Origin of the sequence: Elstera litoralis, from assembly GCF_000963705.1 — a bacterium.
Classification (GTDB): Bacteria; Pseudomonadota; Alphaproteobacteria; order Elsterales; family Elsteraceae; genus Elstera; species Elstera litoralis.
Genome location: NZ_LAJY01000717.1, coordinates 1 through 739 on the forward strand (window position 1 = coordinate 1; position 739 = coordinate 739).

Sequence of the window (739 nt, forward strand, 5' to 3'; positions counted from 1 at the left end):
TGCTGGATATGCTGACGAGCTTCTATCCCTGGACGAAATCGCTCCATATCATCAGCGTTATTGCGTGGATGGCGGGGATGTTCTACCTGCCGCGCCTGTATGTTTACCATTGCGACGCGCCGAAGGGGTCGGTTCAGTCCGAAACCTTCAAGGTGATGGAATACAAGCTACTGCGCTTCATTATCAATCCGGCGATGATTGCGACGTTTATATTCGGGACTCTCTTGCTGCTCACCCCCGGCATTGTCGATTGGTCGCAGGGCTGGTTGCATGCGAAGCTGACCTTCGTGTTGCTGATGGGGGCCTTCCACGGGGCTTTGTCGCGTTGGCGCAAGGATTTCGCTGCGGACCGCAACACCCGCAGTCCGCGCTTCTACCGGCAGATGAACGAAATCCCCACGGTTTTGATGATTCTCATCGTCATTATGGTCGTCGTCCGCCCGTTCTAGTTTGACAGGCGGGCCGGGCTTGGGGTATCGAAGGAACAACCGCTATTGGAATAGCTGTTATCGGACGCCGGGTCCTCTGGGCGTCTTTCGATGGTTCCGCGCTGACAGGGTTTTAGGGATTTTCGGTCTGGCTTTGCGCCGCCCGAGCGTCCGCCCCAGGCCGACAATGGATTTCTGATGCATCTCGAAGAATTAAAGCGCAAGACGCCGGCGGAATTGCTGGCCTACGCTGAAGAATTACAAATCGAAAACGCGAGCACTCTGCGTAAGCAGGATATGATGTTCGCTAT

The 739-nt window shown here is 55.3% G+C and carries 2 protein-coding genes; both read left to right on the forward strand.

The genetic code is table 11. The features are described from left to right. Positions 1-8: 8 nt before the first annotated feature. Entirely contained in the window at positions 9-449 is a 441-nt protein-coding gene (gene hemJ, locus VZ95_RS19275) for a protoporphyrinogen oxidase HemJ (protein ID WP_045777305.1), read from the forward strand. 177 nt (positions 450-626) lie between these two features. After that, positions 627-739, forward strand: a 113-nt coding sequence (locus VZ95_RS23410) for a Rho termination factor N-terminal domain-containing protein (protein WP_156995428.1), incomplete at its 3' end; no start/stop codon positions are given.